1 protein-coding gene is annotated in these 892 nt (G+C 75.3%); it reads right to left on the minus strand.

Translation table 11 applies throughout. The features are described 5' to 3' along the window. Positions 1–26 precede the first annotated feature (26 nt). Complete coding sequence (locus tag Q0L15_RS17575) at positions 27–731, minus strand: hypothetical protein (RefSeq protein ID WP_296605749.1); 705 nt, start codon at positions 729–731, stop codon at positions 27–29. Between the last annotated feature and the right edge of the window lie 161 nt (positions 732–892).

Below are 892 nucleotides of genomic sequence, written 5' to 3' on the forward strand. Positions count from 1 at the left end.
CCGCGAGCACGAACACCACCTCGCCGTCACCGCCGGCCAGGTCGGGCTGGGCGGCCAGCGCGGCCTTGAGGTTCGCGGACACGTCCTCGTAGAACTGCGAGCGCGGGCGCAGCACCGACAGGAACGGCAGCACGTCGGCCAGCAGTCCGGTCACCTGCGTCCCCTCGAGCGGCGTACCGTCGAAGACCGGGCTGGCGACGGGGGTGCAGCGTCAGGCGGAGCCGGCGGTTGTGGCGGGCGACCAGCTCCGCCTGCTCGGGGGAGTACGACGCCAGCCGGCGCCGGCGCTGCCAGGACAGCCCGACGACCGCACCCACCGCGAGCGCGCCCGCGACGAACCCGCCGATGCCCCACAGCAGCAGGTGCCGGCGCGCGGTGGCGCCGATCAGGTGGATCGCCGGGCGGGGGTTCTCCCACAGGCCGGCGAGGTAGCGGCGGGTGGGCTTGTCGCTGGGGACCAGCCGGTTCCAGTCGGCGTCGATGTCCACGCCGACGGCCTTGCCCGCGAGCCGCTGGTGCTGCGTCCGCACCAGCGCCCCCTGGAACAGCCGGCTGGTGTCCTGGCCGAGCACCGGCCGCACCGACACCTGCTGGCCGGCGACCTGGACGTGGGCCGGCGGCGCGTAGCCGATCGCCACCAGGGCGGTCGCGAACGGCACTGTGACGAGCAGCGCCGTCAGGGCGACGGTCCGCGCGACCCGGAGGGCGGGTCGGCGGGCCCGGGACGTCATACGGACAGTGTGTCCCCTTCCACCGTCCGTATGACGTCCCGGGGAACCTCCGCCGGTGAGCGCGGGCTCAGCCCCGCGAGTCCTCCGCCACCCACATCGCGTCGACCGGGTCGACGACCAGGACGGCGGACCGCGACTCGCGCACGACGGCGCGGACGACC

It is taken from the genome of Nocardioides sp. (assembly GCF_024509035.1).
In the GTDB taxonomy this organism is placed as follows: Bacteria; Actinomycetota; Actinomycetes; order Propionibacteriales; family Nocardioidaceae; genus Nocardioides.

Coding starts and splice junctions, on each gene's coding strand:
- Q0L15_RS17575 (WP_296605749.1), bottom strand. CDS start 731: ATGACGTCCCGGGCCCGCCGACCCGCCCTCCGGGTCGCGCGGACCGTC.